This is a genomic window from Klenkia sesuvii (genome assembly GCF_037083825.1).
GTDB classification, from domain to species: Bacteria; Actinomycetota; Actinomycetes; order Mycobacteriales; family Geodermatophilaceae; genus Klenkia; species Klenkia sesuvii.
This window is the reverse complement of record NZ_JBAPLU010000004.1, coordinates 61,396-87,526: the sequence shown is the minus strand read 5'-3', so window position 1 is coordinate 87,526 and position 26,131 is coordinate 61,396. Positions and strand designations below refer to the sequence as shown.

Annotated in this window: 29 protein-coding genes; 19 read left to right on the top strand and 10 right to left on the bottom strand. The window is 71.5% G+C overall.

What is annotated here, in order from left to right:
* Positions 1–11: 11 nt before the first annotated feature.
* Together TEK04_RS05510 and TEK04_RS05505 are read left to right on the top strand one after the other, a co-directional pair.
* Positions 12–1,142, top strand: a complete 1,131-nt coding sequence (locus tag TEK04_RS05510; RefSeq protein ID WP_336403314.1) for an enolase C-terminal domain-like protein — start codon at positions 12–14, stop codon at positions 1,140–1,142.
* A gap of 567 nt (positions 1,143–1,709) precedes the next feature.
* The gene (locus TEK04_RS05505; RefSeq protein WP_336403313.1) at positions 1,710–3,317 is read left to right on the top strand and encodes an acyl-CoA synthetase; all 1,608 of its coding nucleotides are present in this window, start codon (positions 1,710–1,712) and stop codon (positions 3,315–3,317) included.
* Between the two features lie 209 nt (positions 3,318–3,526).
* Here the strand turns inward: TEK04_RS05505 and TEK04_RS05500 are convergent, their stop codons facing one another.
* From TEK04_RS05500 to TEK04_RS05465, 8 genes are all read right to left on the bottom strand, one after another.
* Positions 3,527–3,676 (bottom strand): hypothetical protein, encoded by a 150-nt coding sequence (locus TEK04_RS05500; RefSeq protein ID WP_336403312.1) that lies wholly within the window; start codon positions 3,674–3,676, stop codon positions 3,527–3,529.
* Complete coding sequence (locus TEK04_RS05495; RefSeq protein ID WP_336403311.1) at positions 3,673–3,948, bottom strand: hypothetical protein; 276 nt, start codon at positions 3,946–3,948, stop codon at positions 3,673–3,675. The genes TEK04_RS05500 and TEK04_RS05495 overlap by 4 nt, the downstream gene beginning before the upstream one ends.
* A gap of 87 nt (positions 3,949–4,035) precedes the next feature.
* Complete coding sequence (locus TEK04_RS05490) at positions 4,036–5,001, bottom strand: amidohydrolase family protein (RefSeq protein WP_336403310.1); 966 nt, start codon at positions 4,999–5,001, stop codon at positions 4,036–4,038.
* The gene (gene dmpG, locus TEK04_RS05485; RefSeq protein WP_336403309.1) at positions 4,998–6,059 is read right to left on the bottom strand and encodes a 4-hydroxy-2-oxovalerate aldolase; all 1,062 of its coding nucleotides are present in this window, start codon (positions 6,057–6,059) and stop codon (positions 4,998–5,000) included. The genes TEK04_RS05490 and dmpG overlap by 4 nt, the downstream gene beginning before the upstream one ends.
* The gene (locus TEK04_RS05480) at positions 6,056–7,027 is read right to left on the bottom strand and encodes an acetaldehyde dehydrogenase (acetylating) (RefSeq protein ID WP_336403308.1); all 972 of its coding nucleotides are present in this window, start codon (positions 7,025–7,027) and stop codon (positions 6,056–6,058) included. Before TEK04_RS05480 ends, dmpG begins: the two co-directional genes overlap by 4 nt.
* Positions 7,024–7,845: a 2-keto-4-pentenoate hydratase gene (locus tag TEK04_RS05475; protein WP_336403307.1), complete on the bottom strand. Its 822-nt coding sequence runs from the start codon at positions 7,843–7,845 to the stop codon at positions 7,024–7,026. Before TEK04_RS05475 ends, TEK04_RS05480 begins: the two co-directional genes overlap by 4 nt.
* A gap of 18 nt (positions 7,846–7,863) precedes the next feature.
* Entirely contained in the window at positions 7,864–8,802 is a 939-nt protein-coding gene (locus TEK04_RS05470) for a 3-carboxyethylcatechol 2,3-dioxygenase (RefSeq protein ID WP_336403306.1), read from the bottom strand.
* Positions 8,799–9,791 (bottom strand): zinc-binding dehydrogenase, encoded by a 993-nt coding sequence (locus TEK04_RS05465; RefSeq protein ID WP_336403305.1) that lies wholly within the window; start codon positions 9,789–9,791, stop codon positions 8,799–8,801. Before TEK04_RS05465 ends, TEK04_RS05470 begins: the two co-directional genes overlap by 4 nt.
* Before the next feature lie 101 nt (positions 9,792–9,892).
* Here TEK04_RS05465 and TEK04_RS05460 point away from each other — a divergent pair, with 101 nt between their 5' ends.
* From TEK04_RS05460 to TEK04_RS05430, 7 genes are all read left to right on the top strand, one after another.
* Positions 9,893–11,287 carry an aromatic ring-hydroxylating dioxygenase subunit alpha gene (locus TEK04_RS05460; RefSeq protein ID WP_336403304.1) on the top strand — a complete coding sequence of 465 codons (1,395 nt, stop codon included), beginning with the start codon at positions 9,893–9,895 and terminating at the stop codon, positions 11,285–11,287.
* The gene (locus TEK04_RS05455; protein ID WP_336403303.1) at positions 11,284–11,619 is read left to right on the top strand and encodes a non-heme iron oxygenase ferredoxin subunit; all 336 of its coding nucleotides are present in this window, start codon (positions 11,284–11,286) and stop codon (positions 11,617–11,619) included. The genes TEK04_RS05460 and TEK04_RS05455 overlap by 4 nt, the downstream gene beginning before the upstream one ends.
* Positions 11,616–12,845, top strand: a complete 1,230-nt coding sequence (locus TEK04_RS05450) for an NAD(P)/FAD-dependent oxidoreductase (protein WP_336403302.1) — start codon at positions 11,616–11,618, stop codon at positions 12,843–12,845. Before TEK04_RS05455 ends, TEK04_RS05450 begins: the two co-directional genes overlap by 4 nt.
* Positions 12,846–12,888: 43 nt before the next feature.
* Positions 12,889–13,467 carry an aromatic-ring-hydroxylating dioxygenase subunit beta gene (locus TEK04_RS05445; RefSeq protein WP_336403301.1) on the top strand — a complete coding sequence of 193 codons (579 nt, stop codon included), beginning with the start codon at positions 12,889–12,891 and terminating at the stop codon, positions 13,465–13,467.
* A gap of 56 nt (positions 13,468–13,523) precedes the next feature.
* Positions 13,524–14,396, top strand: a complete 873-nt coding sequence (locus TEK04_RS05440) for an alpha/beta fold hydrolase (RefSeq protein WP_336403300.1) — start codon at positions 13,524–13,526, stop codon at positions 14,394–14,396.
* Positions 14,393–15,238 carry an SDR family NAD(P)-dependent oxidoreductase gene (locus TEK04_RS05435; protein ID WP_336403299.1) on the top strand — a complete coding sequence of 282 codons (846 nt, stop codon included), beginning with the start codon at positions 14,393–14,395 and terminating at the stop codon, positions 15,236–15,238. The genes TEK04_RS05440 and TEK04_RS05435 overlap by 4 nt, the downstream gene beginning before the upstream one ends.
* A gap of 151 nt (positions 15,239–15,389) precedes the next feature.
* The gene (locus tag TEK04_RS05430) at positions 15,390–15,800 is read left to right on the top strand and encodes a hypothetical protein (protein ID WP_336403298.1); all 411 of its coding nucleotides are present in this window, start codon (positions 15,390–15,392) and stop codon (positions 15,798–15,800) included.
* A 13-nt stretch (positions 15,801–15,813) separates the two neighbouring features.
* Here the strand turns inward: TEK04_RS05430 and TEK04_RS05425 are convergent, their stop codons facing one another.
* Entirely contained in the window at positions 15,814–16,620 is an 807-nt protein-coding gene (locus TEK04_RS05425) for an IclR family transcriptional regulator (RefSeq protein WP_336403297.1), read from the bottom strand.
* A 149-nt stretch (positions 16,621–16,769) separates the two neighbouring features.
* On the opposite strand from TEK04_RS05425, the gene TEK04_RS05420 reads away from it, so the two are divergent.
* From TEK04_RS05420 to TEK04_RS21345, 10 genes are all read left to right on the top strand, one after another.
* The gene (locus TEK04_RS05420) at positions 16,770–17,333 is read left to right on the top strand and encodes a helix-turn-helix domain-containing protein (RefSeq protein WP_336403296.1); all 564 of its coding nucleotides are present in this window, start codon (positions 16,770–16,772) and stop codon (positions 17,331–17,333) included.
* Between the two features lie 48 nt (positions 17,334–17,381).
* A complete protein-coding gene (locus TEK04_RS05415) occupies positions 17,382–17,981 on the top strand; it encodes a TetR/AcrR family transcriptional regulator (protein ID WP_336403295.1) in 600 nt (199 codons plus the stop codon).
* 128 nt (positions 17,982–18,109) lie between these two features.
* Positions 18,110–19,309 (top strand): LLM class flavin-dependent oxidoreductase, encoded by a 1,200-nt coding sequence (locus tag TEK04_RS05410; RefSeq protein WP_336403294.1) that lies wholly within the window; start codon positions 18,110–18,112, stop codon positions 19,307–19,309.
* 10 nt (positions 19,310–19,319) lie between these two features.
* Positions 19,320–20,060 carry a dienelactone hydrolase family protein gene (locus TEK04_RS05405; RefSeq protein WP_336403293.1) on the top strand — a complete coding sequence of 247 codons (741 nt, stop codon included), beginning with the start codon at positions 19,320–19,322 and terminating at the stop codon, positions 20,058–20,060.
* 77 nt (positions 20,061–20,137) lie between these two features.
* The gene (locus TEK04_RS05400) at positions 20,138–22,438 is read left to right on the top strand and encodes a CaiB/BaiF CoA-transferase family protein (protein WP_336403292.1); all 2,301 of its coding nucleotides are present in this window, start codon (positions 20,138–20,140) and stop codon (positions 22,436–22,438) included.
* Entirely contained in the window at positions 22,435–23,697 is a 1,263-nt protein-coding gene (locus TEK04_RS05395) for a multidrug effflux MFS transporter (RefSeq protein WP_336403291.1), read from the top strand. The genes TEK04_RS05400 and TEK04_RS05395 overlap by 4 nt, the downstream gene beginning before the upstream one ends.
* Positions 23,697–24,203, top strand: coding sequence for a flavin reductase family protein (locus tag TEK04_RS05390; protein WP_336403290.1), 507 nt, complete (start codon positions 23,697–23,699; stop codon positions 24,201–24,203). Before TEK04_RS05395 ends, TEK04_RS05390 begins: the two co-directional genes overlap by 1 nt.
* A complete protein-coding gene (ribB, locus tag TEK04_RS05385) occupies positions 24,200–24,916 on the top strand; it encodes a 3,4-dihydroxy-2-butanone-4-phosphate synthase (protein WP_336403289.1) in 717 nt (238 codons plus the stop codon). Before TEK04_RS05390 ends, ribB begins: the two co-directional genes overlap by 4 nt.
* A complete protein-coding gene (locus tag TEK04_RS21350) occupies positions 24,910–24,984 on the top strand; it encodes a hypothetical protein (protein WP_336403467.1) in 75 nt (24 codons plus the stop codon). Before ribB ends, TEK04_RS21350 begins: the two co-directional genes overlap by 7 nt.
* Positions 24,981–25,247 (top strand): hypothetical protein, encoded by a 267-nt coding sequence (locus TEK04_RS21345; RefSeq protein WP_336403466.1) that lies wholly within the window; start codon positions 24,981–24,983, stop codon positions 25,245–25,247. Before TEK04_RS21350 ends, TEK04_RS21345 begins: the two co-directional genes overlap by 4 nt.
* Here TEK04_RS21345 and folP read toward each other — a convergent pair.
* Positions 25,215–26,012 (bottom strand): dihydropteroate synthase, encoded by a 798-nt coding sequence (gene folP, locus TEK04_RS05370; protein WP_336403288.1) that lies wholly within the window; start codon positions 26,010–26,012, stop codon positions 25,215–25,217. The two genes, TEK04_RS21345 and folP, sit on opposite strands and share 33 nt — an antisense overlap.
* Positions 26,013–26,131: the final 119 nt, after the last annotated feature.

The window sequence follows — 26,131 nt, the reverse complement described above, 5'->3', positions numbered from 1 at the left end:
GGGATCCCTGCATGAAGATCACCGACCTGCGGGTCCTGCTGCACGAGCGCACGATGCCGGCAGTCGTCGGTCCACCGACCACGACTCTCGCCCTGCTGACCGTGGACACCGATGAGGGCATTTCTGGCCACACCTTCCTCGGTGCTCCTGGCGAGGACGTGGTCGCACTCGGCAGCACGCTCGTCCGCCAGGTCAAGCCCACCCTGCTCGGGTCCGACCCGCTCGACATCGGCCGGATCTGGCTGACGCTCGGCCGACGAGGTCTGCCGCCGACGCTGCAGGGAGCCATCGACGTGGCCTTGTGGGACATCGCCGGCAAGGCAGCCGGACTCCCCGTCCACCGTCTGCTCGGCAGCACCCGCACCGCGGTCCCGGTGCAGACGTCCTCGTGGGTCTACCGCGACCCCGCCGACTACGTCGACGACGCGCTGGCCTACCGCGAACTCGGCGTGACCGGCCACAAGCTCCACCCGCTCACCCAGCTGCGATCGTTCGCCGGGACGCCGGTGGCGGCTGAAGCCGACATCGATCTGTGCCGTCGGGTCCGCGATGCCGTCGGCGACGGCCACCGTCTGTTCCTCGACGCTGCCTGGGCCTACGACTTCGGCGAGGCACTCCGGGTCGGCAGGGCGGTCCAGGCCTTGGGGTACGAATGGCTCGAGGACCCGCTGTCCGCCGACGACCTCTACGGCTACGTGCGGCTGAAGCAGCACCTGGCCATCCCGCTGATGGCTACGGAGATCACCTCGGGTGGGCTCACGGCGCTGGCGCCGTGGGTCACCCAGCGGGCCACCGACTTCCTCCGGGGCGATGTCGTGCTCAAGGGGGGCATCACAGGGTTGCGCAAGATCGCCCACCTGGCCGAAGCGTTCCACTTGAACTGCGAGCTGCACGATGCCTACACCTCGTTGAACAACCTGGCGACCTTGCACCTGGCAGCGTCCCTGCCGAACTGCGACTGGTTCGAGGTGCTGGTCATCAACCCCCCTGGGGAGCACGGCTTCAGCCAGCTCGAGTACGGGCTCGCCGAACCCTTCACCCTGGACGGACAGGGGATGGTGCAGGTCCCCGAGCAGCCGGGACTGGGAATGGAACCGGACTGGGACCTCCTGACCCACGGCAGCGCCGACGTGCTCCGGTGAGCCGCGGGCCTGCGGGGTCGGTGCTCGATGCGGCCCAGACCTCCGTCGTCCGGCCCCCAGCAGCAACCACCCAGGACCGACGGGATGGCTGCGCCCCTCATCGGCGACTGGTCCCCGTCCATCCGTCGGCCCCACGCCACACCTGATCGCACGACTTCCCGGGTGTCCCGCTGCACGCCTCGCCGGGCCTCGACGGGGAGATGACGAGATGGTCGTCGGCGGTCATGGACGTGGACGGCCCGGTCGGGCCCAGGGGGCGGTGCCCGATGGCCATTCGTGGGTCGGTCCTCGGCACAGGCCCCGTTCCGCAGAGCGGCACGACCGCTACGCCGACTGTCGCTCAGCACCTTTGATCGAGCTGTTCGAGGAGCGGACGGTCAACCCCTCGCCTGCCCGCTCTGCTGCACGACTCGCGCACCGGGTCCGCGGACGCCGCGGCGCTCTACGGGGTGCTCGCCCCCGTGGGCCCGGAACCGCCTCCTCGTCGAGCCCGTCGACGAAGAGGACGGCGAGCACCCATCAAGGCCGCCCACGGCGACCCCCAAGAGCAGGAGCAGGACCACCGACATGGTCATCGGACACCCGGCCAACTCCGGCCTCGCCGTCGACATCAACCCCGCCTCGGCCGTCGCCCGGCAAGCCGCCCTGCAGGGTGAGCACGCGGTCATCCGCTACGCCGGCGGCGATGTGACCTACGCCGAACTGGACCGACGGGCAGCACAGCTTGCCTCGGTCCTGGCCGCGGGCGGGGTCGCAACGGGCGACCGCGTGGCCTACCTCGGCCTGAACAGCCCGGCCTTCATCCTGACCATGCTGGCCAGTTGGCGGCTCGGCGCCGTGTTCGTCCCGGTGAACTTCCGGCTTGCAGAACCCGAGCTCCGCAGCGTCCTGGAACGCAGCGGAGCCGTCACGATCATCGCCGAGGAAGGTCACCGCCTCGCGGTCGACGCGGTTCGGCAGAGCACCGCGCTGCACCGTTTCCTCCTGGTCGACGACGACCCGGAAGTCCCTGCCCCGGACCCTGCCCCCCAGGGCTGGGAGCCCTGGTCCAGCGCGATCGACCGAGCCCCCGTCCACGTCGAGGTCCTCGCCCGGACAGCCGACGACCCGGCGGTACTGATGTTCACCTCCGGGACCACGGGTTCGCCCAAGGGAGTCGTGATCACGTACGGGAACGCCTGGTGGAACTCCGTCAACGTCGATCTGCGCATGGACACCCGTCGAGGCGACGTGACCCACGCCGCGGCGCCGCTGTTCCACATCGGCGCACTGAACAGCTTCGCGATCCGCACGCTCAGCCGAGGTGGGACCTTGGTGCTGCGACGAGGGTTCGACCCCGACGGTCTGCTGCGGGACATCGAAGAGTTCGGGGTCAACAGCATGTTCGCCGTCCCTGCGATGCTGCTCGGCCTGAGCCGTGTCCCGGGGGTGTTCGACGCCGACCTCAGCTCCCTGCGTGCCGTGGTGGTTGCGGGGGCCCCGGTGCCGCCGTCGCTCATCGAGCAGTTCGCGCAGCACGGAGTCCTCCTCGAGCAGGCCTGGGGACTGACGGAGACGGCCCCCTTCGCCACCCATCTCCCCCGGGAACGGACACTGACCAAGCTGGGGTCGGCCGGCGTGGCGATGCCCTACACCGAGGTGCGGGTGGTGGACGCGGCGACCGGTGCGCCCCTCCCCGCCGGGGCTGCCGGCGAGGTCGTCGTCCGCGGACCGAACGTCACCCCCGGTTACTGGGAGAACCCCGAAGCCACGAAGGCCGCGTTCGACGACGAGGGCTGGTTCCACTCCGGCGACATCGGCTACGTCGACGAGGACGGATGCCTCTACATCGTCGACCGTCTCAAGGACATGATCATCAGCGGTGGTGAGAACGTGTACCCGGCCGAGGTCGAACGAGCGCTCGCAGACATGCCGGGCGTCGCCGACGTCGCTGTCGTCGGTCGTCTGGACCCCGAGTGGGGGGAGACCGTGGTAGCGGTCGTCTCCCTGGTGCCGGACTCGCAGGTGACGCTGGACGACGTACGCGAGCACGCAGCCGCCCGGCTGGCCCGCTACAAGCTCCCCAGGCACCTGCACGTGACCGCGCAGCTGCCCCGCAACGCCTCCGGCAAGCTGGAGAAGAACAAGGTGCGCGACATGATCGCGCACTCGGCCACGGAGACGGTCACCACCTGACGGGCCGCCGGCTTCGATCGGCCGCACGAGCAGGTCGCGGCTGCGACCAGCATGGGTGGCGAGCCGTGGACGAGCTCGTGGGCAGTTCCCGGTGACCGTCACCCTGGGTGGCGGTCACCGGGTTGCGCGGCGAGCCAATGCTGTCAACCCTCACCTGCTCGTCGCCGCAGGCTCCTCGACGATGAGCTGACGAGGGCTGTCAGGAGCGGTCAACGCCCCGCCCCGACGCTCCCCACCTCGGTGTCCATGAACCCGGTGTCCCCGGGCAGCACGATCCGGTGGCGGGAGAGGAAGGACCGGACGTCACCGACACCGTGCCAGTGGTTCCTGGTGCCGGCGTCGCGGACGACCTCGATCACCGGACCCGTACCAGGTGAGCACGAACGGCGGTTCCGTCGACTCCCACCCAGTGCTGCTCCTGCGCGAAGGAGATCATCACGTCGAACCGGGCCGACCAGTCAGGATCTGCTGACCGTCCACCCGCCTTCCGCAGTGCCACGATGTCGAGCCAGACGTGGCCAGCCCCGTCGGGCGCGCCGAGCCCGGTCAGACATCGGGCCAGCTCATCGGTGGTCATGCCAACGGGCGCCGTCACCTCGAGTCGGCGTAGATCGTCGACCTCGGTGACCACTGCGGATCCGCGGGACCTGTCCAGTTCAACACGCACAAGGACTCCCAGCAGCTCGGTCTCCCACGGGGGGCTCGGACGCAGGGGGGCCTAGCCCGCCGGGCGCAGTCGCAGGAGGCGGTCGGCGTTGCCGTGGGCCACCGCGGCACGCTCGGCGTCGCTGATACCCGGGGCCGCCAGCAACTCGACCGCCTCGGCCGTCCGTTCGTAGGGGTAGTCGACTGCGAACAGGACCCGGTCGACCCCGACGAGGTCGATCGCGGCCCGCAGCGCAGCCGGCGAGGCCACCCCACTGGTCGTGATGTGCACGTTGCGCCGCAGGTACTCCGACGGTGCCATGGGTGGGCGTAGTTGGTCCGGGACCTGTTCGGCCCGGCTGTCGAGCCGGGCGGACTGGAACGGCAGCAACTCGCCCATGTGCCCCAGCAGCAGCTGCGCCCCGGGGTGCCGGTCGAAGACCCCGTTGTAGACCAGGCGCAGTGCATGCCCACCGGTTGCCGCTGTCCAGCCCCACGTAGGACCGAACAGCGCCGGGACGTCGGCGTAGAGCGCCAGCCTCTCAGCGGCGAAGTACGTGGGGTGCAGGTACAGCGGTACGGCCAGCTGCGCGAGCTCTGCCCAGACCTCGTCGAACCGGATGTCATCGAGGTAGCGGCCGCCCACGTGGTCGTTCTGCAGTGCGCCGACCATGCCCAGCTCGAGTACGCAGCGGCGCAGCTCGCCCACCGCGGCGGCCGGGTCCTGCAGGGGAAGGACGCAGAAGCCGGCGAAGCGGTCGGGGTGGGCTGCCACGGCAGCGGCGAGGTGGTCATTGGCCCGGCGTGCCGCATCCACCGCCTCCGCCGGGTTGGTCAGCCGCTCGACGCCGGCGGTCAGCGAGAGGACCTGGACGTCGACGCCGTGGGCGTCCATGTCGGCCAGCCGCAGCTCCCCGATGTCGCCCAGCCTGGTCCGCCATTCCCGGGCCCAGACCTCAGGCAGACCGATCCCGGGCCCGAACAGCTCTGGGGTCACCCCCGGGACCGAGAACGCCTCCTCGACGGCGACGATCCTCACCGCACCCCTCCGACCGGCATCGCTGGCGCAGCCTGGCCCCGGGCGGCGAGCAGATCCAGGGCGATGTCGACGATCATGTCCTCTTGACCGCCGACCAGCCCGCGCTTGCCGACCTCCAGCAGGAGGGTGCGCACGTCGATGCCGTAGCGGGCCGAGGCGGCCTCGGCGTGCCGCAGGAAGCTGGAGTACACCCCGGCGTAGCCGAGGGTGAGGGTCTCCCGGTCGACCTGCACGGGCCGGTCCTGCAACGGGCGGACGATGTCGTCGGCGGCGTCCTGCAGGGCGAACAGGTCGCACCGGTGGGTCCAGCCCTGCAGGTTGGCCACCGCGATGAACGGCTCGATCGGGGCGTTGCCGGCCCCGGCGCCGTGCCCGGCCAGGGAGGCGTCGACCCGCCGCACGCCTTCCTCCACGGCGACGACGGAGTTGGCCACCGACAGGGACAGGTTCTGGTGGGCGTGGATGCCGATCTGCGTGTCGGGCTGCAGGACGTCGCGGTAGGCCCGGACCCGCTCGCGGACGCCGTCCATGGTCAGCCGACCCCCCGAGTCGGTGACGTAGACGCAGTGCGCGCCGTAGGACTCCATCAGCTTGGCCTGGGCGGCGAGCTCGGCCGCGGGGGCCATGTGGCTCATCATCAGGAACCCGGACACGTCCATGCCCAGGTCGCGGGCGGTGGCGATGTGCTGGGCCGAGACGTCGGCCTCGGTGGCGTGGGTGGCCACACGCACCGACCGCACGCCGAGGGAGTAGGCGTGCTTGAGCTCAGCGGTGGTGCCGATGCCCGGCAGCAGCAGCGTGGTGAGGACGGCGCGCTGCAGGTTGTCGGCAGCGGCCTCGATCCACTCCCAGTCGGTGTTGCTGCCCGGCCCGTAGTTCAGGCTGCCGCCGGCCAGGCCGTCGCCGTGCGCGACCTCGATCGCATCCACCCCGGCGGCGTCCAGCGCGGCCACGATGCGGCCGACGTCGGTGGGACTGATGCGGTGCCGGATGGCGTGCATGCCGTCCCGCAGGGTGACGTCCTGGACGTAGATGTCGGGGGTCTCGGTGGTGCTCATGCGGTCACCTGCTCCGGGGTTCGGTCAGCGCCTCGTCGGGCAGCGCGGCGGGCGAGGCCTTCGCCGACCTGCAGGGCCGCGGAGGTCATGATGTCGAGGTTGCCGGCGTAGGCCGGCAGGTAGTGCGCGGCTCCCTCGACCTCGAGGAAGACCGTCACCTTGGTCGTCACCGGGGCGGCGTCGGGGCCGGTGAGGGTGTGCACCGGCTCGTCGGTCAGCTCGGTGAACTGCACCTGCTGCTTGAGCCGGTAGCCGGGCACGTACGCGGCCACCCGCTGGGCCATCTCCTCCACCGAGGCGCGGATGGCGTCGTGGTCGGCGTCCCCGATCAGGCACAGCACGGTGTCGCGCATGATCAACGGCGGCTCGGCGGGGTTGAGCACGATGATCGCCTTGCCGTGGGCGGCGCCGCCGACGGCCTCGATGGCGTGCGCGGTGGTCTCGGTGAACTCGTCGATGTTGGCCCGCGTCCCCGGGCCCGCCGACTTCGAGGAGATGGAGGCGACGATCTCGGCGTAGGGCACCGGGGTGACCGCCGCGATCGCGGCGACGACGGGGATGGTGGCCTGCCCGCCGCAGGTGACCATGTTCAGGTTGGTCGCCTCGGCGTCCAGGTGCTCGTCGAGGTTGACCGGCGGGACGACGAACGGGCCGATCGCGGCCGGCGTGAGGTCGACCAGCTTCTTCCCGTACGGGGCGAGCTTGGCGGCGTTGGCACGGTGGGCGCCGGCACTGGTGGCGTCGAAGACGATCTCGATGTCGTCGAACCCCTCCATCGCGATGAGCCCGTCGACGCCGTCGGCGGTGGTGGGCACCTTCATCCGGGCGGCGCGGGCCAGCCCGTCCGAGGCCGAGTCGATGCCGACCATGGCGCCCATCTCCAGCACGTCGGAGGTGCGCAGCACCTTGATCATCAGGTCGGTGCCGATGTTGCCCGACCCGATGATGGCGACCTTGGTCTTGCTCATGCCTGTTCCTCCGGAGCGAGGGTGAAGGTGGCACGGACCGTGCCGAGGGATCCGAGGTGGGCGACCACGTCGCTGCCCGGTGGCGTTGCAGCCATCGGGCCGAGGGCACCGGAGAGCACGACCTGCCCGGCGCGCAGCGGGTCGCCGAGGTCGCGGGCGGTCCGGGCCAGCCACGACAGCGCGTTGATCGGGTCACCGAGGCAGGCCGCACCCGTGCCGCGGGACACCTCGCGCCCGTCGACGTCCATCGTCATGGCCACCTCGACCGGGTCGAACTCCTCCAGGGTCAGACGGGTGTCCCCGAGCACGAACAACCCGCTGGAGGCGTTGTCGGCCACCGTGTCCACCAAGGTGATGTCCCAGCCGGCGATCCGGCTGTCCACGATCTCCAGGGCCGCCACCGCGTAGGCCACCGAGCTGCGCACCTGGTCCGCGTCGAGGGCACCCTCGTCCAGGTCGGCCGACAGCACGAACGCGATCTCGGCCTCGACCTTGGGTTGGAGCAACCGGCGCGAGTCGACCGCCTCGTCGGCGGAGACGTCCATGTCGTCGAACAGCACGCCGAAGTCGGGTTGGTCGACGCCCAGCTGGGCCTGCACGGCCGGGGAGGTCAGCCCGATCTTCCGCCCGACGACGGTCCGGCCGGTCGACAGCCGGCGGCTGGTCAGCTCCTGCTGCACCGCGTAGGCCGAGGTCAGATCCCCGGCAGCCAGCACGTCCCGGACCGGGGCGCACGGCGTGCGGGTCTCGGTCGCCGCGGTGAGCCGATCGGCGAGATCGCAGACCTGGTCGGCGGTGAGGGTGGGGGTCTCGCTCATGTCGGGTGGTTCCTTCCCTCAGCGGGGCAGTGCGGTCGCGACGGCGAAGCCGGCGATCCACTCCGGCACGGGCTCGTAGAACCGGGACGTCATCTCGTACGGCCCGGCCGCTGCGAGCGAGGCGAAGGCGGCGATCCAGGTGCGCACCTCGTGCGCCGACCCGCCCCCCTCGCGCGCCATCCAGTCCGGGGTCCAGGCGTCGACGTCGGCGAGCGTCCCGTTCTCGAGCACATCGAGGACGAGGGCGTCCCAGGCAGGGTTGATGGGGACCATCGTCGAGGCGCCCGCGGCGTAGTCGCGGCCGGCCTGCAGCACGCGGGCCTCACCCTTGGCCCGCTGCTCCGGGGTCGGGGGGTGGCCCTCGATCAGCGCGTCGGCCACCCGAGCAGGCGCGCCCTTCAGCGTGGGGACCGGCGGGTCGTGGGACAGACCGCCCGAACCGATGAACAGCACGCGCTTGTCCAACCGGGCCGTGGCCTGCCCGACCGCGTCGCCCAGCGCCCGGATGCGGCTGACCCGGCCCAGCGGGGTGGCGACACCGTTGATGAACACCGGGACCACCGGCACCGTGTCGATCCCGCCGAAGAGGACCTCCAGCGGCTGGACGAAACCGTGGTCGACGGTCATCCGCGCCGACACGGTGAGGTCGATGCCGAGATCCAGCACGCCCTCGGCGACGGTGTCGGCGATGTCGCGATCCACCGACAGCGGGCCAGCCTGCGACCCGAAGTCGCCGACGGCGGTGGCCGCGGTGGCCAGGCAGAACGGCGGCATGTCCTTGTAGAAGAACCCGTTGTAGTGGTCGGGGGCGTACAGGACGACCAGTTCGGGTTCGAACTCGTGCACGAAGGCCCGGGCCTGGTCGACCGCCGCGTCGATCCTCGTCAGCACCTCGGGTGCCGGGTCGTTCTTCCCGATCAGCGGGGAGTGGGACAGGCCCACGGCGGCGAAGGTCATGACGGAGCTCCTGACGTGGTGGGCGGGTGGACGACGAGCTTCCCGGCGAAGGAGCCGTCGATCATCAACTGGAAACCCTTGTGGATCTCCCCGAGCGGCATGGTGTGGTCGATCACCGGGCGCACACCGGTGGCGTCCATGAGCTTGAGCAGGGCGACCAGCTCGCTGCGGGTGCAGCCAGTCGAGCCGAGGATGCGTTGCTGCAGGTAGAAGATGCGGCCCAGATCGGCAGGAGGGTTCATGCCGCTGGTCGCACCGGCGACCACCAGCGTGCCGCCCGGGCGGAGCGACTTCAGCGAGTGCGACCACGTCGCTTCGCCGACCGTCTCGACCACCACGTCGACCCGCTCCGGCAAGCGGGTGCCGCTGGGCACTGCCGCCCGCACACCCCACTCCTCCGCCATGCGTCGCTTGTCCTCGCTGCGGCTGGTCGTGTAGACGACCGCACCGGCAGCCAGAGCGAGCTTGATGGCCGCCGAGGCCACTCCCCCGCCGGCGCCCTGCACCAGCACCCGGTCGCCCGCGGTGATGCGGGCCTGGGTGAACAGCATCCGGTAGGCGGTGGTCCAGGCGACGGGGAGGCAGGCGGCCTCGTCGAAGGACAGCCAGGCCGGCTTGGGCACCAGGTTGCGGGTGGGGACGGTGAGGTACTCCGCGAAGGCACCGTCGTGCCGCTCGGAGAGGAGGGCGCGGTCGGGGTCCAGGGTCTCGTCCCCCATGCCGGCGTCGGCGTTGCCCAGCACCGGGTACACGATGACCTCGTTGCCGTCCTGGTCGTAGCCGGCGGCATCGCAACCGAGCACGATCGGGAGGCGGTCGGCGGGGTGCCCCACGCCCCGCAGGGTCCACAGGTCGTGCATGTTCAGCGACGAGGCGACGACCTTGACCAGGGACCAGCCCGGGGGCGGGACAGGGACCGGTACGTCCGTGACGTGCAGACCGGACAGGGGGTCGGTCGCACTCTGCGACACGGCAACGGCTGCGAGCATGGCAGCAACGGTCACTCGGCTCTGGACGGCGAGCCCAGCACTCGTGCCGCAGAGCGGAACACAGCCTGGGCCGGTCGGCGTCCGGCGAGTTCGCTGGGGCCATGACGTCGACCACCCGACCGGCCACCCCCGGGTCCGAGCCGGACGCCACCGATCCGCCGCGGCGGGGCGAAGCCACCTCGGCGCCCCGCGGTGCGCTCCGCCGGCCGTCGGCGATGACCCGCAACCTCGATGTCAGCGGCCTCGTCGATGCCGAGGGTGGCCTGCTCGACCGCGCGGTCTTCACCGACGACCAGCTCTACCGTCAGGAACTGCGGCGCGTGTTCGCACCCAGCTGGCTGTTCCTGGCCCACACCGACCAGTTCCACAAGCCCGGTGACTTCTTCACGACGTACATGGGCGAGGACCCGGTCATCGTGACCATGGACAAGAACCGCAAGCTGCGGGTGTACCTCAACTCCTGTCGGCACCGCGGTGCCCGTGTCTGCCGGGCCGACATGGGGGCCACCAGGAACTTCACCTGCACCTACCACGGGTGGGCCTACGACCTGGAAGGCAAGCTGGTCAGCGTCCCGAACCAGGAGGGCTACCCCGCCGACTTCTCCCCCGGCCAGTGGGGTCTCGTCGAGGTCCCCCACGTCGACAGCTACCGGGGTCTGGTGTTCGGCACCTGGAACCCCGAGCCGGTGTCCCTGCGCGAATCGCTGGGCGACATGGCCTGGTACATGGACGCGATGCTCGACCACGACGACGAGGGCACCGTCGTCGTCGGCGGGGTGCACAAGTGGGTGCTCGCCGGCAACTGGAAGCTGGCCGCCGAGCAGTTCGCCACCGACTGGTACCACGTCAACATGAGCCACGCCTCGGCCCTGATGGTCATGTCGCCCTCGGGCAAGAAGCCCAAGGACGAGATCGTGCACCGCACCGGCCGGCAGTACGTGGACCCCAACGGGCACGGGGCCGGCTTCCCGGTCCACCCGAAGAACCGGTTCGACGCCCGCACCGTGCACGACTGGGCCGATTACCCCGCGATGCGGGAGCGCCTGGGTGAGGCGCGGGTGGAGGGGCCCCTGACCAACGGGCACGCCACGGTGTTCCCGAACTTCTCCTACCTGCCGGTCAACGGCTCGGTGCGCATCTGGCACCCCAAGGGCCCGGACAAGATGGAGGTCTGGGCCTGGACGATCGTCGACAAGTCCATGCCCGAGGAGGTCCGCGAGGCCCAGCGGTTGTACAACCTGCGCACCTTCGGTCCCAGCGGGATCTTCGAGCAGGACGACGGCGAGAACTGGAGCGAGGTCCAGTCCATCGCGCACGGCTTCATCACCAACGGCGTCGCGCTGAACTACCAGATGGGCATGGGCTCCGAGCGCGAGGACGGGCGCCACCCGGGGCAGACCAGCGAGTTGTACAGCGACGCGGCCGGGAGGTCCTTCTACGCCCGGTGGCGCGACCTGATGAACACCCCCGCCTGGCACGAGGCGGACCAGAAGTGAGCCAGGGCATCCGGGTCGCGTCCGCGGAGGACATCGCCGAGGGCGAGGGCATCACCATCGGCAGGGACGTCGCCGGCACCGCCGACGACATCGCGCTCCTCAAGGACGACGACGGCAGCATCTGGGCACTGGACAACACCTGCACCCACCAGACCGCCTCGCTGGCGGAGGGCTGGGTCGAGGGCGGGTACGTCGAGTGCCCCCTGCACTCCTCCCGGTTCTGTCTGCGCAACGGTGAGGTCGACGGACTCCCGGCCACCCGCGACACGGTGGCGCACCGGGTCGAGGTCCGTGACGGCGAGGTCTACCTGTTCCCGGGCCAGACCCCGTGAACTCCCGTTCCGACCTCGGGCACGTCGTGGTGGTCGGGGGCGGCGTCGGTGGGGTGAGCACCGTCGGCGCCCTGCGCCAGGGCGGCTACGACGGGCGGGTCACTCTCGTCGACGCCGGCGAGTTCCCCTACGACCGCCCGCCCCTGTCCAAGGACTACCTGGCCGGCGCCTGCAGCTCGACCGACCTGTGGCTGCAGAGCCCCGCCTGGTTCGACGACAACCGCATCGAGCTGCGCACTCGCACCTCGGTGGCCGCCCTACGGACCGCCGAGGGAGCGCTGGAGCTCGACGACGGCAGCAGGGTGGCCGCCGACCGCGTGGTGCTGGCCACGGGTGGCCGGGCCGCCCGACCACCCCTGCCCGGGGCCGACGGGGACCTCGTGCACACCCTGCGCACCATCGAGGACGCCGACCGTCTCCACAAGGCCCTGGTCCCGGGAGCTCGCCTGCTCGTCGTCGGGGCCGGCCTCATCGGCGCCGAGGTCGCCTCGACCGCCCTCGACCTGGGCTGCGACGTCGTCCTGGTCGACCCGGTCGACCCTCCGCTGGTCGCGGCCCTCGGCACCACCATCGCGACCTGGCTGCACGACCTGCACACCGCCCGCGGCGTTCGCGTCGTCCGCGCCGGTGTCGAGTCGCTCGGTCAGGACGGTGCCGTCCTCACCGCCCGGTTCGTCGGGCAGCCCGACGCCGCGGAGTTCGACGTCGCGGTCCTCGGCGTGGGCATGTCGCCCGACACGTCGCTCGCCGTCGCAGCCGGCATCGAGGTGGACCGCGGGGTGGTGGTGGACCCGGCTCAGCGGACCGCGAACCCAGCCGTGCTGGCGGTGGGCGACGCGACCAGGGTGCGCCGCGACGGGGTGCTGCTGCCACGGACCGAGCACTGGGAGGCAGCCCAGCACGACGGGAAGCGGGCCGCGGCCTCCATCCTGGGGGTGGCACCACCGGCGGAGACCGCACCGTGGTTCTGGTCCGACCGGCACCACCGGCACGTCGAGGCCATCGGTCATCTCGGCGCCGCCGACCAGGTCGTGCTGCGCGGGACCACCGATGCCCCGTCGTTCGCCGTGTTCGGGCTGCACGAGGGTCGTGTCGTCGCCGCCGCGGCCGTGGACGACCCCACCGCGGTCCGGGCCGCCCGTCGGATGGTCGACCGGCGGCTCGCCGTGGACCCCGGCGCTCTGGCCGACCCCACGACCGACCTGCGTCGGCTGCTTCGCGGTTGACCCCGATCCCTTCCCCGAACCCGACCACGAAAGGCCGAACCGCGTGAGCACCACCGACAGCCTGCAGGCCACCCTCACCCGCGCTGGCCAGCGCGCCGACCGGGACACCCACTTCGAGGTCGAGCAGCTGTACTACGAGGAAGCCGAACTGCTGGACGAGGGCCGCTACACCGACTGGCTGGAGCTGCTGGCCGAGGACCTCGTCTACTGGATGCCCACGCGCACCAACCGGCTCCGGCGCCAGCAGGCCTTGTCGGTGGCCGCCCGCGGGGAGGCCGCCTTCTACGACGAGACGAAGGAGAGCCTGGCCTGGCGCATCCGGCGCTTCGACTCCGGGATGGCGTGGGCCGAGGACCCACCCTCCCGCACCCGCCACCTCGTCACCAACGTGGTCGTGCGGCACGCCGACCCCGAGCAGACCCCCCAGGCCACCGCCGAGGACCTGGTCGCGCGCTCGGCCTTCCTGGTCTACCGCAACCGGCTCGAACGGGAGGAGAACGTCTTCGCCGGCCAGCGGACCGATCTTCTCCGCCGTGAGGAAGGTGTCCTCCGGGTGGCCCGCCGCACCATCCTGCTCGACCAGAACGTGCTCACCGCCAAGAACATCTCGACCTTCTTCTGACCTGCCCGCTGCCCGTCCCGAGGGGGGCAGCGCCCACCGATGCCACGAGGTGCCTGATGACCCTGACCGCCACCGACGACCTGTCCATCACCCGGAGGACCGTCCCCACCTCGCTCGGCGACATCGCCGTGGCCGAGGTCGGCGACGGACCCGTGCTGGTCATGCTCCACGGCGGTGGCCCCGGAGCCTCCGGCCTCAGCAACTACGCCCAGAACCTCCCCGCTCTGTCCCAGCACTTCCGCGTCGTGCTCCCCGACCAGCCCGGGTTCGGCGGGAGCTACCGGCCCAGCCAGGACGACCTCGACGCCCGCTCCATCACCGAGATCACCGTCGACGCACTCCTCCAGGCACTGGACGAGCTGGACATCGACAGGTTCCACCTGCTCGGCAACAGCCTCGGCGGCGCTGCCGCCATCGCGATGGCCCAGTCCCGGCCCGAACGAGTGAGCACCCTGGTCCTCATGGCACCCGGGGGCGGGTGGGTACCGTTCGGCCCCACCCCCACCGAGGGCCAGAAGGAGATGTTCCGCTACTACAACGGGACCGGGCCGTCGGAGAAGAAGATGGCCGCCTTCATCCGCGCGATGGTCTACGACCACAAGCAGTTCGGCGAGGACGTCGTCCGTCAGCGGTACGAGTCATCGCTGGACGAGAGCCACGTCGAGTTCTACCACCGGTACAACGCCGCCTTCGGCGCCCGCGGCGGCATGGACCCGCTGTGGCGAGACCTGCACAGGATCAAGGCCCCCACCCTCCTGCTGTGGGGCCGTGACGACCGGACGATCACCTTCGACGGCGCAGCCTTGATGCTGAAGCAGATCCGAGACGTGCAGCTGCACGTCTTCGGCAAGTGCGGTCACTGGGTGCAGCTCGAGCGTCAGCCTGAGTTCGAGCGGTTGGTCGCGGACTTCCTGGCCGCTCACCCGTGAGCAGCTGGCTCGAGGGCGACGTCGCCCTGGTCACCGGCGGTGGCTCCGGCATCGGCCGCGCGGTGGCCGAGAGGTTCGTGGCCGAGGGAGCCTCCGTCACGGTCGTGGACCGCGACGCACCACGACTGCGAGCCGTCGTCGAGGAGTCCGTCGACCCCACCCGGATGCTCGCTGTCGAGGCCGACGTCCGCGACAGCCAGGCACTGCACCGCGCAGTGGCCGACACGGTCGACCGGTTCGGCAAGCTGGACACCCTGGTCACGAACGCAGGGCTGTGGGACTACCAGCGCCCGGTCACGCGGCTGGACGGCGTCCAGCTCGGCAATCTCTTCGACGAGCTGTTCGCGGTCAACGTCAAGGGGTACCTGCTCGCGGTGGAGGCGGCCTGGCGCGAGCTGGTGCGGACCCGCGGCAACGTGGTCATGACCCTGTCGAACGCTTCGACGTACGTCGCGGGCGGCGGCCCCGTCTACACCGCCTCCAAGCACGCGTGCCTGGGTCTGATGAAGCAGCTCGCCTACGAGCTGGCCCCCCGGGTGCGGGTGAACGGCGTGGCCGTCGGCGGCATGAACACCGACCTGAGGGGACCGGCGAGCCTCGGCATGGCGGAGCGTTCGATCGCGGCTTCGTTCGCCAAACGCACCGCCGACACCCCTCCCCCGCCGATCCCGCTGCACGACTCCAGCACCGACCCTCGGGACGTCACCGGCTCGTACGTCCTGCTGGCCTCCCGCCGGCAGGCCGGCACCATCACCGGGCACGCCATCGCCGCCGACGGCGGCATCGGGGTCCGCGGTTTCGCGACCGCTGCCGGTGGCGACGACCTCGGTGCGCAGCTGTGACCGGCGCCCGCGCGGGCTCGGCGAGCGCTGGCGTGCATCGCCCCGCACCGGGCGCGTTGCACGACCTACTGATCCCACACCTCGCCGAGGAGGCTGTCCCCCGTTGAGCACCGTCCCCTTTCCCTCACTCGTCCTCGAGCCCAGCTGGCGGGTGAGGCAGCAGGAGAACAGTTCGGCCCGGACCGACCTGGAACTGGAGCACGAATCGGGCGCCACCGCGCAGATCCGTCTGGAGCGGTGCGTAGCCGGGCGTCTCGAGAGCGCCTACCCGGCCAGCGTGCGCGACGTGGAGATCCGGGTGGTGGCGCTGTCGGACGGCGGGTTGCTGACTGCTGTGCTGGAGGGAGTCGTGCGGGCCGTGCGGTCGGCCGAGCCCGCCTGCCGCCGGATCATCTACGGCGCCCCGCGGGGTCAGGTCGGCGCCGTCGCCGCCTCCGAGCAGGCCGGTTTCCGGTACGTGGTGGACGTCGACCTGGTCGACGCCGAGCTGAGCCTGCTGGTCTCCGAGCCCGAGTGGGTCTCGGTGGCCGACGAAGCCGCTGATGCGGTGCCTGGATCCTGACGTCGACGACGGGTCAGGCGCTCCGGGCCGGCACCGGTCCGCGAACACGTGCCGCACGTGCCACCGTGCGGGTGGCCTCGGCGCAGACACTGCGCAGGGCCTGCTCGTGGATCCGAGGGTCGGTACGGCCCGCAGCCACCGAGACCGACATCGCGGCGACGGGCCGACCGTCTGCACCCAGCACAGCGCCGGCCACACAACTCAGGCCGGGCTGCGCCTCCTGGTCATCGATCGCCACACCCCGGCTGCGCACCACGTGCAACCGTGCCGCGAGCGCCGCCGGGTCGGTGATGGTCGTCGGAGTCCAGGCCTGCAGCTCACCTGCCATCACCAGCGCAGCGGCCTGCCCGTCGTGGGCCATCATCGCCTGCCCCACCGCCGTGCAGTGGGCCGGGACGCGGCCACCGATGCGCGAAGGCGACTTCACCTGCCTGCTCCCGTAGAGCTTGGCCAGGTAGACCACGTCCACCCCGTGCATGGCGGCCAGATGGACCGTCTCGTGCGTGCGCTCGTACAGCTCGGCCACGTGCGGGATGAGGAGGTCACGGATCTGGTCGTGGGCGGCCGGGTACACCGACCGGCCCAGCCGGTGCAGCTGGTTCCCCAGCCGGTAGGCGGTCCCCACCCGTTCCACGACACCGTTGCGCTCCAGCAGTCCGAGCACCCGGTGAGCGGTCGACTTGCTCAGGTCGGCCCTTCGGGCCAGCTCGCTCACCCCCAGCTCTGCAGCCTGCCCGTCGCCGAAGGACAGCAGCAGGCTGATGGCCTTGTCCACGGCGGCCCGGTCCTCGCGGCGTCCCTCGGCCACAGCCGTCGTCATGGTCAACCCCCGATGTGGAGCGGGTGCGCTGCCGCACCCCGGTCACGGACTGGCCTCATGGTGACCGGCGCCATGGTGTCGGTCAAGAATGACAACCGTCCATCTAAAGTGACACCATGCAGACATCCCCCGCTGACCACAATCGCCGCGTGGCCCGCAACACCAGGCGGTTCCGTGAGGAGCGGGGGCTGTCGATGGGCGAGCTGGCCCGCCGGGCAGGCTTGTCCAAGCAGACGCTGTCCAAGGTGGAGCAGGGAACCGGGAACCCCACGGTCGAGACACTGGCGCTCCTCAGCACCGCCCTCGACGTCTCACCCCGCCGGCTGCTGACCGAGTGGGGTACGCCGGTGTTCGTGCAGCGACAGACCGACGACGTCTGGACCGGGACCGCAGACCATGCAGAGCGTCTCCTTGATCAGTTGTACGGCTCGGGCTACGTCCGCAACCAGGTCCTCCGGTTCCGCCGAGGCGCAGCGCCCGTCGTGGCTGCGCCGCACCCGACCGGCGCACTGCTGCACCTCTACGTCATCACCGGACGGGTCCGGACCGGACCCTTGCGCGACCCGGTCGACCTGGCCGCCGGAGACTTCGTCCGCTTCCCCGGCGACGTACCCCACCAGCACCTCTGTCTGACCGAGCGAGCGGTCGTGCACCTGGTGACCACCCTGCCGGGCGTACCGCAGTTCGAGCCGGTCCCCCACCCGTCCAGCTGAACGGTGCCGCCGCTCCCGCCCGGCCACCACGCTCGTAGGCTCCCCGTGGTGAGCACCCCCGCCAAGGTCGACCGCGCTGGCAGCAAACGACGGCGACTTGTCGAGATCGGCGTCCAACTGCTCGACGAGATGCCCTATGCCGACATCACGATCACCGCCATCACGGTGCGAGCCGGCATGACCCGCGGCCTGTTCTTCTACTACTTCGGCGACAAGGACGCCTACTTCGACCAGGTCGTGGCCGCGTTCCTGGACCTCCAGCGCGCCCGCTTCGCGGCGAACGACCCGCAGGCGGCGGACAACCCGGCCGCCTGGCTGCGGGCCGAGATCGACGCATTCCTGGACATCATGGACGCCCACCCGCAGTCCATGCGCACCCTGATGGAGCAGCACTGGTCGAGCCAGGTCGACGACGCCGGCGCAACGATGAGCGACCTCACGGCTGCCCGGGTCACGCGGGCCTTCGCACTGCCCGAGCACGACCCCGTGCTTCGTGCACTGCTGGTCAGCTGGGGGCTGCACTGCGTCGACACCGCGCTCCGCGTGCAGCGCACCGGGACCTGGGACCGAGTTCTCGTGGGCGCCGTGCTCGAGGCCGAACTCCACGCGGTCCTCGCCACCTACAGGGCACCCCGCACAAGCGTCTGACCCCCTCCGCTCGGCGTTCGACCCATGGTCGAAGTTCTTCTTGACCACTGGTCAAACTTCGGTCAACCTCGTGACCGGGACCACGCTCGAGCGTGCGTCCCGCACCGAGCAGACCAACGGAGGTCCCCATGAAGTTCGGCGTCTTCTACAACCCGATGGTGCCCAAGGCATCCGACCAGGAGGACTGGGATCCGGGGCAGGAGCGGGAGGCGCTGCTGAACATGCTCGAGCAGATCCGCTTCGCCGACAGCCTCGGCTTCGACTACGCCTTCCTGGGCGAGCACCACTTCATGCCCGAGTACGCGCACAACTCGGCGACCGAGGTGCTGCTGGGCTCACTGGCGCAGACGACCAGCAACATCCGGCTGGGAACCGGGATCGTGCACGCGTCGCACAACGACCCGATCCGCACCGCCGAGCGGATTGCCACGCTTGACCAGCTGACCGGGGGGCGGGCCGAGTTCGGCTTCGGCCCCGGCACCACGCAGGAGATCGCCCCATGGCTGGGCGCCGACCTGCACCGCAAGGCCGAGAGGGCGCACGCCTCGGCCCAGGTGTCCATCGACGTGCTCGCCAGCCGCGGGGTGTGGCCGGGGGTGCACGACGACTTCTTCGACTTCCCGGCCGGCAACGTGGTGCCGAAGACCTACCAGACCCCGCACCCGCCGTTGTGGACCTCGACGGCGCTGCCGGGGATGGCCCCCGGCGTCGCGGCCCGCGGTCTCGGCCAGCTCATGCTCACCCTCGCCGGCCCCGACGCCGTTGCCGCCGAGGTCGCCGCCTACTGGGACACCCTCCGCAGCGGTTCCGTGCAGCCGATGGGCCGCGGCATCAACCCCGCCGTCTTCACCTTCACGATCGGCCTGCTGGCGCCGACCGACGAGCTCGCCGAGGAGCGCGCCCGGGAGGGCCTGGAGTTCTTCGGCTTCGGCTTGACCGGCGGTGCCATGGCGCGGATCGGGGATCCGGACCACCACCTCTGGAACGCCTTCCAGGACTTCAAGGCCGGCCGCTCGGACATCCGCACCGAAGCCGGTACGCCCCCCATGCTCCTCGAGATGGGGCGACACTTCGCCGACCTCCCCGGCACCATGATGTGCGGTCCTGAGCGCGCCCGTGAGTTCACCCGCGCCATCGAGGCCACGCACGCCGACGGGCTGCTGCTCAACCAGCAGTTCGGCACGACCAAGCACGAGCACCTCATGGAGTCCCTGGAGATCTGGGCGACCCAGGTGATCCCCGAGTTCCGAGAGCGCGACGCCGAGCACCAGGCCTGGCGCAAGCAGCAACTCGACGGCATCGACCTCCCCGTCGTCACGTCGGTCTGAGGGGACGACGATGACGACGATCGAGTCCCGCACCCTCGGTGCCGTCCCGGTCCGGGTCGCCCGGCCCGCCGGGGCAGCATCCTCGGCCGTGGTGGTCCTGCACCAGGCGCCGGGGTGGTCACCGCAAGTGGCCGACTGGCTCACCCGCCTGGGCGATGCCGGGCACCTCGCCGTGGCGCCCCTGCTCCTGCACCACCGCGGGGTCGAGTCCGTGGACCCGGGCGAGCGCTTCGGCGGGGACCTCGGGGCCTTCGCAGCCTTCCTGCCCGGGGACGACTTGATCGCCTCCGACGTCGACGAGGTGCTGGCCTTCGTCCGCCGCGAAGGGGTCGACGGCCGGCGCACCGGCGTCGTCGGTTTCTCCTACGGCGGGCGGGCGGCCTTCCTCACCGCCGCTCGGCACGAGCTGGGCGCCGCCGTGACCTTCTACGGCACCGGTATCCAGCGGCCCGGTTACCCGGGCAACGAGGACCTCCCGGCCCTGGCCGACCACATCGAGAACCTCCGCACGCCCTGGCTGGGCCTCTACGGGGAGACGGACTTCCTGCTGCAGCCCGGCGAACTCGACGAGTTCGAGACGGCGTTGGAGCAAGCACCTGCATCGACCGAGGTGGTGCGCTACCCCGACGCCGGGCACGCTTTCGACATCGACATCCGGTTCGGGCCGGACGCCCCCAGCTCGCTCGTCCCGGCCGCCGCCGCCGATGCGACCTCCCGCGCCGAGGCCTTCCTCGGCCACCACCTCGGCTGACCCGGGCCACCTCCGCCGGTGGGCCGGTGGCACGTCCACCGGCCCACCGGCGGCCAGCATGATCTGAGGAGTACACCGTGACACGTGCCCTGGACGGACTCCGGGTGGTCGACTTCGGCCAGTGGTTGGCCGGCCCCCTGCTCTCGGCCTGGCTCGCCGACGCCGGGGCGGACGTCGTGCGCATCGACCCGCCCGGCGGTCCCCGGTGGGACCACCCCGCCAACGCCATGCTGCAACGGGGCAAGCGGAGCATCGTCCTCGACCTGACCGACGAGACCGACCACCGCGTGGCTGAGCAGCTCGTGGACCGGGCGGACATCGTGGTCGAGAACTTCCGCCCAGGCGTCATGGAACGTCTGGGCCTCGGTCCCGAGCGATCCGTGCGGGCCAACCCGCGTCTCCTGTACTGCTCCCTGCCAGGCTTCGCCGAAGATGACCCCCGCGCCGGGGTAGCCGCCTGGGAAGGGGTCGTGAGCGCCGCGGCGGGCCTGTACCTCTACCCCGGTTGCTCACCGATGGACTACGTCGGCGACCGCACCGGTGAGCCGATCTTCAGCGCCCTGCCCGCGGCGTCCTCCTATGCGGCCATCGTGGCCGCGCACTCCGTCGCCGCGGCCCTCGTGGCCAGGGAGCGGACCGGCCGCGGGCAGCGCATCGAGGTGCCGTTGTACGACGCGTGCTTCGAGCTCATCGGGTCCGGGGTGATGCGCACCGACACACCGCGGCCCACGGCGGCCGGACCGCGGATCTCGACGTCCATGCCCCAGCTCGGCCACTACCGCTGCGCAGATGGCCGGTGGCTGGAGCTGTGCCTCTTCCAGGACAAGCACCTGCGCTGGTTCGCCGACGCCTTCCTGCCGGCCGAGCACATCGCGGACGGCATGGCGGACCCGGTCCGGATGTTGACGGACCCGGACCTCCAGGAGCGGGCACGGGCGCGCTACGCCGAACTCTTCGCGACCCGACCCGCCCGCGACTGGGAGATCGCGATCAACGAGGTCAGCGGCGCCTCGGCTGCGTTGTGCCAGACCTCCGAGGACTGGCTGCTCGAGGACTCCCATGCCCGCGAGTCAGGCGCCGTCGTCGAGGTCGAGGACCCGGTGCTCGGCACGACGGCACAGGCCGGTCACCCGATCCGCATGTCGGCCACCCCACCGACGGTGTCCTTCCCACGACGGCCGTTGGACGCCGACCGGGCGGCGGTGCTCGACGAGCTCACCCGCCCCGCTCCGGTGACCAACGGCCCGCGGGAACCGGTCGAGGACCTGACCGAGGCGTTGGCGGGCGTCCGCGTGCTCGACGTCGCCCAGGTCCTGGCCGGACCGACCGTCGGTCGGGTCTTGGCCGAGTACGGCGCGGAGGTCGTCAAGATCCACAGCTTCGTCGACCGACAGCTCGGCATGCACCTGTACACCAACAGCGGCAAGCGTTCGATCATGCTCGACCTCAAGACCGCAGACGGACTAGCTGTCTTCGACCGGCTCAGCTCCGGCGTCGACGTCTTCGTGCAGAACTTCACCCGCGGGGTGACCGACCGCATGGGCGTCGGCGAGCAGGCACTCCGGGCCGTCAACCCGGGTCTGGTCTACGTCTCGATCAGCGCCTTCGGCCACGAAGGGTACCGGGGTGGCTGGCGCGGGCGCGAACAGCTGGGTCAGGGTCCGACCGGTATGCAGAACCGCCTCGGTGGAGACGGCGAACCGCTCATGGCGCCCTACCCCTACAACGACTACGGCTCGGGCAACCTCGCCGCGTTCGGGGCGCTCCTCGCCCTGTACCACCGCATGCGGGGCGGCACCGGACAGCACGTGCAGTCGTCCCTGACCCACAGTGCCACCTTCCTGCAGGTGCCCTTCATGGTCGCGGCCCCCGGTCGGGTGTGGGACGAGCCGGCCGGCCAGGCGGCCAAGGGGTGGGGGCCGGCCGACCGGTTGTACGCCGGGTCCGACCGCTGGTTCTACGTGACCGCGCCGGACGGGTTCGACACCCTCGGTGAGCTCGCCGGCCTCGACGAGGACGCGTTGGAGAAGGTCTTCCGATCACGGCCGGCCGAGACGTGGGTCGATCTCCTGGTCGACGCGGGGATGGGCGCCCACGTCCTCGTCGACCAGGCCGACCTGATGGACGACCCGTCCACCCGCGCACGGGGGCTGGCAGTCGAGCGCGACCACCCTGGGTTCGGTCGTGCCGTGATGGCAGGGCCGTCCCGACGGCTGTCCCGCACCCCACCCCGACCTGGTCGTCCCGTCGGCCCCCCGGGTAGCGACACCCGGGCCGTCCTGGAGGAGCTCGGTCTCGACGCAGCGGACCTCCTCGCCCGGGACATCGCCCGGGAAGGACTACCGGAGGGCACGGCGTTCGTGGGCATGTTCCGGTGACCAACCCTGGGTTGCCGGACCTCGTACGGAGCCCGACCTCGCCGGGGCGCCGTGCGCAGCGCACGGTTGCCGGCGTACCCCTGCGGTTGCTGCTGGTGCTTGGTGCCCTGTCCGCCTTCGGACCGATTTCCATGGACCTGTACCTGCCGGCACTCCCCCGGTTGGCCGATGCGTTGGGCACGTCGGCGTCGGCGTCGCAGCTGACCATGACCTCGTGCATGGTGGGGCTGGCGCTCGGTCAGCTGGTCACCGGCCCGGTCACCGACGCCTACGGCCGCCGCACTCCGGTCCTGGTGGGGCTGGCGGTCTTCGCGGCCGCATCCCTGCTGTGCGCACTGTCCACCGACATCCTCGTGCTGGTGGCCCTGCGCTTCATCCAGGGCGCGGCCGGTGGCGCCGCGATCGTCATCGCCCGCGCCGCCGTGCGGGACCGCTACGACACCGAAGCCGCTGCTCAGGTCTTCAGCCTGCTGGTCGTGGTGACCGCCGTCGCCCCGGTCGTCGCTCCGATCGTCGGCGGGCAGTTGCTGCGGTGGACCACCTGGCCCGGGTTGTTCAACGCCCTGGCCGTGATCGGTGTGCTCCTCCTCGCCCTGACCGCCCGATCCCTCCCGGAGAGCCTCCCCGTGGGCGCGCGGACATCCGGGGGGCGCACCGCCCTCCGCAGCCACGCCGCGATTCTGCTGAGGGATGGGGACTTCCTCGGCTTCACCGCGGTGCTCGCCCTGGGCTGCGGGATCCTGTTCGCCTACATCATCATGAGCCCATTCGTCCTCCAAGGCGCCTACGAGCTGGATGCGCAGACCTTCGCGGTGGTGTTCGCGGTCAACTCGGCGGGGCTGCTCGCCGTCGGCCGGTGGGGGGCGATCCTCGTCGCGCGCCGCGGTGCCGCGGCGACGTTGCGACGTGGGCTCGTCATCGGCGGGGTGGGTAGCGCGGCCCTCCTGGTCGCGGTTGCGAGCGGGGCGGGGCTCGTGGTCCTTCTCCCGATCCTCTTCCTGACCGTGTCCAGTGTCTCGCTCGTCATGCCGACCGCAACCGCGCTCGGCCTGGCCCACCACGGCGATCGAGCCGGCACGGCAGGGGGCGTGATGGGCCTGGCGCAGTTCGGCCTCAGCGGCGCCATCGTGCCGCTCGTCTCCATCAACGGCACGAACCCTGTGCTGATGGCACTCACCATGACCGGGAGCGGAACGCTCGCGCTGCTGGTGGGGACGCTCCTCCTGGCGCGCCGGCGACGTACCGAGAAGAGCCGTTGATGCACCCTCAGCCACGAGCCGACGACCTGCAGCCCGCCTTCCGCGAGGTGATGGCCGGGGTCGCCACCCCGGTCTCGGTCATCACCGCGGTGTCGGCCGACGGCGTCCCGCACGGGACGACGGTGTCGGCGTTCGCGTCGCTGTCGATGGACCCGCCGATGGTGTTGGTCTCCCTGGACCGCGGCTCGGACCTGCTGGCCCTGGTGCGGGTGACCGGCCGGTTCGGCGTCAACGTGCTGGGGGCGACGCAGTCGGCGCTGGCGCTGTCCTTCGCCCGCAAGGGCCCGGACAAGTTCGCCGACGTCGACTGGGCCGACGACCACGGCCTGCCCCGGTTGCCCGGCGTGCCGGGGTGGCTGGCCTGCGACGTCGACTCGCTGGTCACCGGTGGCGACCACGTCGTCGTCCTCGGCCTGGTCACCGCCGCCGCGACCGTCGACGGCGCACCACTGACCTACCACTCGAGGGTCTTCGGGACGCATGCCGCACTGGAGGTCATCTCGTGAAGCGCACCCCCAGCGAGGCCGTGCAGACCGCCGTCGCCGCCCTGGCCGCTGGCGGCATGGTCGTCGTGGTCGACGACGCCGACCGGGAGAACGAGGGCGACCTGGTCGTCGCCGCCGAGCTGTGCACGCGTGAGCAGATGGCCTTCCTCGTGCGGCACACCACCGGCATCGTCTGCGCCCCGATGCCCGCCGCCCGAGCCGCCGAGCTGCAGCTGCCCCTGATGGTCACCGACAACACCGACGCCCACGGCACCGCGTTCACCGTCACCGTCGACCACGTCTCCACCTCCACCGGCGTCTCGGCCGCCGACCGCGCCGCCACCGTGCGCGCGCTCACCTCGGCGCCGGCGGCGGAGTTCCGCCGTCCCGGGCACGTGTTCCCGCTCATCGCCCGCGCCGGCGGGGTGCTGGTGCGGGCCGGGCACACCGAGGCCGCCGTGGACCTGACCACCATGGCCGGCCTGTCCGGGGTCGGGGTGATCGGTGAGGTCGTGGACGAGGACGGCTCCATGCGCGCCGGGGTGTCGTTGACGGCGTTCGCGGCGGAGCACGGGCTGCCCGTGCTGGCCATCGCCGACCTCGTGCGGCACCGCCGGGCCACCGAGCATCTCGTGGAGCTGGTCGGGTCGGCGCAGATGCCCACCGAGTTCGGCGACCCCCGGGCGCTGGCTACCGCAGCACCCTCGACGGCACCGAGCACCTCGTACTGGTGATGGGCGACCTGGCCGCGGCGTCCCGGACCCCGAAGGGCGTGCTGGTGCGGGTGCACTCCGAGTCCTGACCGGGGACATCCTCGGCTCGCAGATCCTCGGCGACCTCGGCGCCACCCGCATCCGGCTGATCACCAACAACCCGGCCACGTACGGGGGCCTCGAGGGCTACGGCCTCACCATCACCGGCCGGGTCCACCTGCCCACCGTGGAGACCACGCACAACGTCCGCCACCGCGCACCAAGCGCGGCCGACGACGTCCTGCGCACCTCGTCGCGGTCCCCCGTGCGGCCCCGCACGTCAGCGGGCGCAGGCCGCGTGAGCAGCTCGTAGGACCCGCAGCGCGTCGGACGAGCCGTCCACGTCGTGCACCCGGACACCCCATGCCCCGGCCTGGGCGGCGAGCACCGTGGTCGCCGCCGTCGCGACGTCGCGGTCCGCAGCGGCCCGCGAGCCGCCGTTCCGCACGGCTGCAGCCAGGAATGCCTTGCGAGAAGCCCCCAGCAGGACCGGGAACCCGGTGCCGACCAGGACGTCCAGTCTCGCCAGCAGCTGCCAGTTGTGCTCGGCGCCCTTCGCGAAGCCGAGGCCCGGGTCCACGAGCACCTGCGACGGGTCGACGCCGGCGGCGACGACCTGGTCGACCCGGCGGAGCAGGTCGTCCCGCACCTCGGTGACGACGTCGCGGTAGTGGGCGCGGGTGTCCATGTCGCGGCTGGGGCCGCGGCCGTGGGTCAGCACCCAGGGGACGCCGAGCTCGGCCACGGTCGGCACCATCTGCGGGTCCGCCAGACCAGCGCTCACGTCGTTGAGCATGAGGGCGCCGACCTCCACCGCCGCGCGCGCCACCGAGGGACGGGTGGTGTCGATGCTGACCGGGGCGCCGCACGCGGCGAGAGCCCGCACGACCGGCAGGACCCGGCGCAGCTCCTCCGCCTCGGGCACCCGGTCAGCGCCCGGGCGGGTTGACTCACCCCCCACGTCGATCCAGGCGGCACCACGCTCGACGAGCTCGAGACCGTGCGCCACGGCCACCGGGGCACGGTCGTACAGCCCGCCGTCCGAGAACGAGTCCGGGGTGACGTTCACGATGCCCATGACCCGGCAACCCTCCGGGGTGGGGCCGCGGACCGGCCGGACCGGGCTCACCGGGACGTCCCGCCGGCGGCCGGTGCGGCCGTCCCGCCGTTCTGGCACCCCGGCGGGACGGCGGGCAC

Excerpts from the sequence above, each read along its gene's own strand:
- TEK04_RS05510 (WP_336403314.1), top strand. The coding sequence starts at position 12 with ATGAAGATCACCGACCTGCGGGTCCTGCTGCACGAGCGCACGATGCCG.
- TEK04_RS05505 (WP_336403313.1), top strand. The coding sequence starts at position 1,710 with ATGGTCATCGGACACCCGGCCAACTCCGGCCTCGCCGTCGACATCAAC.
- dmpG (WP_336403309.1), bottom strand. The coding sequence starts at position 6,059 with ATGAGCACCACCGAGACCCCCGACATCTACGTCCAGGACGTCACCCTG.
- TEK04_RS05480 (WP_336403308.1), bottom strand. The coding sequence starts at position 7,027 with ATGAGCAAGACCAAGGTCGCCATCATCGGGTCGGGCAACATCGGCACC.
- TEK04_RS05475 (WP_336403307.1), bottom strand. The coding sequence starts at position 7,845 with ATGAGCGAGACCCCCACCCTCACCGCCGACCAGGTCTGCGATCTCGCC.
- TEK04_RS05470 (WP_336403306.1), bottom strand. The coding sequence starts at position 8,802 with ATGACCTTCGCCGCCGTGGGCCTGTCCCACTCCCCGCTGATCGGGAAG.
- TEK04_RS05465 (WP_336403305.1), bottom strand. The coding sequence starts at position 9,791 with ATGCTCGCAGCCGTTGCCGTGTCGCAGAGTGCGACCGACCCCCTGTCC.
- TEK04_RS05460 (WP_336403304.1), top strand. The coding sequence starts at position 9,893 with ATGACGTCGACCACCCGACCGGCCACCCCCGGGTCCGAGCCGGACGCC.
- TEK04_RS05440 (WP_336403300.1), top strand. The coding sequence starts at position 13,524 with ATGACCCTGACCGCCACCGACGACCTGTCCATCACCCGGAGGACCGTC.
- TEK04_RS05425 (WP_336403297.1), bottom strand. The coding sequence starts at position 16,620 with ATGACGACGGCTGTGGCCGAGGGACGCCGCGAGGACCGGGCCGCCGTG.
- TEK04_RS05410 (WP_336403294.1), top strand. The coding sequence starts at position 18,110 with ATGAAGTTCGGCGTCTTCTACAACCCGATGGTGCCCAAGGCATCCGAC.
- TEK04_RS05405 (WP_336403293.1), top strand. The coding sequence starts at position 19,320 with ATGACGACGATCGAGTCCCGCACCCTCGGTGCCGTCCCGGTCCGGGTC.
- TEK04_RS05390 (WP_336403290.1), top strand. The coding sequence starts at position 23,697 with ATGCACCCTCAGCCACGAGCCGACGACCTGCAGCCCGCCTTCCGCGAG.
- folP (WP_336403288.1), bottom strand. The coding sequence starts at position 26,012 with ATGGGCATCGTGAACGTCACCCCGGACTCGTTCTCGGACGGCGGGCTG.